Below are 3,864 nucleotides of genomic sequence, written 5' to 3'. Positions count from 1 at the left end.
GGCGCCGCGCTCGACGCGCAGGATCGGCTTCTCCGGGTCCGAATACTGCTCGCGGTGCGGCGGTGTGGTGCCGCGGTGCAGGACGGTTACGCCCGCCCGGCCCAGCGCCAGCGTCGAGGTGTCCAGGTCGAAGTCGGGGTCGTCGACGACGATCAGCAGGTGCCGCAGCGCGTCGGCGGGTCCGCCGGTGAAGGCGGGGCGGTCGACGAACGCGGGGCCGAGCAGCAGGACCAGCTCGTCGGGGTTGGTGGTCAGCAGGCGGGCCGGCCCGACGCCATCGAGCTCTCCTGGAACGTCGGTGTGCGGCAGCCATTTCAGCCAGGACCAGTCGGGGCCCTCCAGGTCGCGGGAGACCAGGGCCACGCCCAGCACCGTCGGGTCGTGCCACGTCACCGCCTGGGCGATCCAGGCACGCATCGCCGCCCGCGCATCCTCGGCCTCACCGAGCACGGTGATCCGCGAGACCTTGGTCAGGTCGATCCCGGTAGGCACGTCGCGCACGATGCGGTGGGTGTCGAGCAGGCTGCGTAATGCGCTGTGCGACACCGGTTCCAGGTCGACCTCATCGGCGGTGTCGTTGACCCGCAGCGCGGTGGTCAGGGGGACCTGGTGGCGGCCGGCCCGCAGCACCAGGAAGTCGGGGTCGTGCGGGTCGCGCTCCCACTGCCGGCGCGATCCGGGCACGCTCGCCAGCGCCGTCGGCTCGGGGTGTGACCACTCGGCGGCGGCCCGCTGCTGGGCGGCCTGGGTGCGGATGTTGTCGCGGACCACCGACAGGTAGCGCAGGTAGTCGGCGCGTTCGGCGTCGACCTCCTCGGTGCGGGTTTTGTTGTCGTTGCCGCGGTACATCGCGGTGGCCGCCAGCAGCAGCACGAACGGGAAGAACAGCGTCTGCGGGGAGATCAGCCGCATCCCGGTGGCGAACAGCGCCACGACCATGCCGACGATCAGGATCACCAGCACGTAGGGCATCGCCCGGCGCAGGAACGACGGCGGGATCACCCGCGGCAGCTCGGGCGGCGCCTCGATGTTGATGGTGCCCTTGCGGGTGACCGGCGGCGCCAGGCGGCGGCGGGCTTCGAAGATGAGTCGGCTCATCGGGGCGCTCCCTCTGCTGATGCCACGCGGCCGGGCTTGGTGTCGGGCGCCAGCCCGTCGTGCGCCAACAGCGCATCGGCGCGCGACAGCGTCGGACCGCCGGCGAACAGCGCCAGCACCGACCACGGCACGGGCACCGCCGGCTCGCTCAGGCCAAGGGCCTCAACGGTTTTGCCGCGCCCGGCGGCCGAGCTCTCCGCCTCGTTGTCGATGCCGTAGCGCACCCCGGTGTCCGACACCCAGAACAACGTCCCGGTGCCGGGCGCGCCGGCACCCCCGGTGACGGTCTGGGCGAAGTAACCGGTGCCCGGGGCCAGGGCTACCCGGGTGGCGGTCGCCGGGGAGGCGCCGACCAGGTCGAGGGTGCGGATCGATTCGGGCACCGGCAGCGCGGAGCCGGACAGCAGGCTCAGCGAGCTGGTGGCGGCACCGGCCGGCTTGGTCCAATAGGCGCACGTGACGGGATCTTTGGCCGCGTCAACGAGGGTGACCTGCTGGTCGGGATAGCGCGAGGTGTCCAGCATCCGCGACACCGGCAGCTTGGCCACCGCGTCGGCGCCCAACCGCGGCGGTTGGTCCAGGCCGTAGGAGTTGGTGTTGCGCAGGATCGCCGCGAGCACCGGTGAGATAGGCTGCAGGCCATCCGGCAGCACCGCGTAGTAGCGCGCCCCGCCCGCCGAGTTCTGGTCCAGAGCATAGGAAACCACGACCGCCCCGATCGGTGCCGGTGCGCCGAATCCGGCCGGGGCGCCGGCGTTCGGGATGGCGGGCGCCGTCAGCGCCGGCGCCTCGGGGATCGCGTTGAACAATCCGAGCGCGATGGGCCGCGGCGCGGGGATGTCGGAGTTGTTCAGCCCCAAGCCGAGCGCGTTCGTGACGGCGTGGTCGGCCAGGTTGAGCTGGCTGCGCCTGCCGTCCCAGAGCAACCAGGTGCTGTTGCCCTTCTCGTCGGGGGAGTCCACCAGCACGGCCTGTCTGGCGTCGAGCTTGGCCGCCCGAGCGCCGCCGCTGTCGGGCCGGCCGGCGATCACCGTGACACCGGTGCTGTGCACGGCGCGCGCGGTCCCGGCGATCCCGTCGCACACCGTCCAGTTCGCATCGCGCGTGGTGTTCTGCACCATCCGCTCCGGAGCGCCCGGGATGCCGATCAGGTTGCCGCGCGGAAATCGGTCCAGCTCAGCGCTTTTCACGGTCACGGGGTTGACCGGCTTCCCGACGATCAGCCGGGCCGAGGTCAGGTTGAGCACCGGGTGCAGCTGCTCGCCCACCCGGACGTAGAGGGCCGCCGTCGACCGGTCGGCGAGCACGGCGTTGGTCCCCGCCGTCCCGTTGGGCCGGATCAGCGAAAACACGAAGCAGCCCGCCAGCGCGGTGGCGAGCAGCACAACACCCATCAGCACGGCGCGCGACTGGGTCCGCAGCGGGTCGACGAGCATCCGGGTGTCGTGCAGGGCGATGCCGGAGGCGATGCGCCGCATCACGAATCGCCAGCCGCTGACCTGGTGCCGGGTGACAAAGCCGCGGCGGAACTCGACCTTGTCGGGGTTGTCGTTGACCGGGGTGCGTGAGGCGAACGAACGGCGTGCCCCGTCCCACTCGCCGGACTCGTTATTCGATGTCATGCCGGCACCGACAGCCCGAGGCCACGTAGCAACGGCTCCACCGAGTTCTCGACGTCTTGGTCGGTGATCGTCATCAGCTCCTCGTCACTGAATTCCCCGGTTCCGGCGTGATCCGAATGGTCGAGCCGGAATTCGCGTTCTTCCTCGGAGCGTTCGACGATGTTGCGGACGAACCGACCGTTGCCGGCGATGTCCAGGTTGCGCCGCGAAATTCCGTTGGCGTCCGGCGTCGACTCGGTGGCCAGCCGGGTGAACAACGCCTCCATGTGGTCGAGCGCGGCCTGCTCGAAGACGCTGTCGCGCTGCTCGGCCATCTTGGTCGCGATCTCGACGAGCTCCGAGGGTGCGTAGGAAGGAAAGTCGATGTTGCGGGTGAATCGGGAACGCAAGCCCTCGTTGGTGTCCAGGAACTTGTCGAGGTCGGCGCGGTACCCGGCGATGATGACCACCAGCCGGTCGCGGTCGTTTTCCATCCGGGCCAGCAGGGTGTCGATCGCCACCAGCCCGAAATCGTTCTTGGCGCCGGTGGCCACCAGGGCGTAGGCCTCGTCGAGGAACAGCACGCCATCGAGCGCGCTGTCGATGATCGCGTTGGTCTTGGCCTCGGTCTCGCCGATGTGCTGGCCGATCAGGTCGGCGCGGTGCACCTCCCGGATGTTCTCCCGCTTCAAAAGCCCGAGCCCGCAATAGATCTTGGCGACCACGCGGGCGATGGTGGTCTTTCCGGTGCCGGGCGGCCCGGCGAAGACGAGGTGGTGGGCGCGCTGCGCGACCGCCAGCCCACGTTGCTTGCGCACGAGTTCCATGGCCACCGAGCTCTTCAGCCGGGACACCTGGTTCTTGACCTCGTCCAGGCCGATGAACTCGGCGAGCTGGAGTTCGGCCTCGTGCAGTAGCACGGACTTGCGTTCGTGGGCCGCGGGGTCGACGAAGTCCTCCGCGCTGGGCTCGGTCTCCGGATCCCACGGGTCGGTGCGCGCGTCGATCCGGGCCGCGGTGGTGGTGACGATCCCGAAACTGGTGTCGGACAGGGCCTGTTCGATCTGTTCGTTTTCCGGATGGGCCGCGTACAGATCCTGCAGCACCTCACTCGCCGAGTCCTCGTCGACGTGCGCGCGCAGCACCAGCGCCTTGGCCAGCGCCC

General features: G+C 70.2%; 1 protein-coding gene and 2 pseudogenes. All 3 read right to left on the bottom strand.

Annotated features, from left to right (window positions below):
• A pseudogene (locus A5692_RS18320) lies at positions 1 to 1,098 on the bottom strand (type VII secretion protein EccC); the annotation flags it as partial.
• The gene (gene eccB, locus A5692_RS18315; protein ID WP_068058399.1) at positions 1,095 to 2,720 is read right to left on the bottom strand and encodes a type VII secretion protein EccB; all 1,626 of its coding nucleotides are present in this window, start codon (positions 2,718 to 2,720) and stop codon (positions 1,095 to 1,097) included. The pseudogene A5692_RS18320 and the gene eccB, both read right to left, overlap by 4 nt.
• Positions 2,717 to 3,864: pseudogene (eccA3, locus tag A5692_RS18310) on the bottom strand (type VII secretion system ESX-3 AAA family ATPase EccA3); the annotation flags it as partial. The gene eccB and the pseudogene eccA3, both read right to left, overlap by 4 nt.

The sequence above is a fragment of the Mycobacterium sp. E342 genome (genome assembly GCF_001667665.1).
Lineage (GTDB): Bacteria > Actinomycetota > Actinomycetes > Mycobacteriales > Mycobacteriaceae > Mycobacterium.
Note: the sequence above shows the minus strand (reverse complement) of the source record. Positions and strands in the feature narration are given on the sequence as shown.

Excerpts from the sequence above, each read along its gene's own strand:
- eccB (WP_068058399.1), bottom strand. The coding sequence starts at position 2,720 with ATGACATCGAATAACGAGTCCGGCGAGTGGGACGGGGCACGCCGTTCG.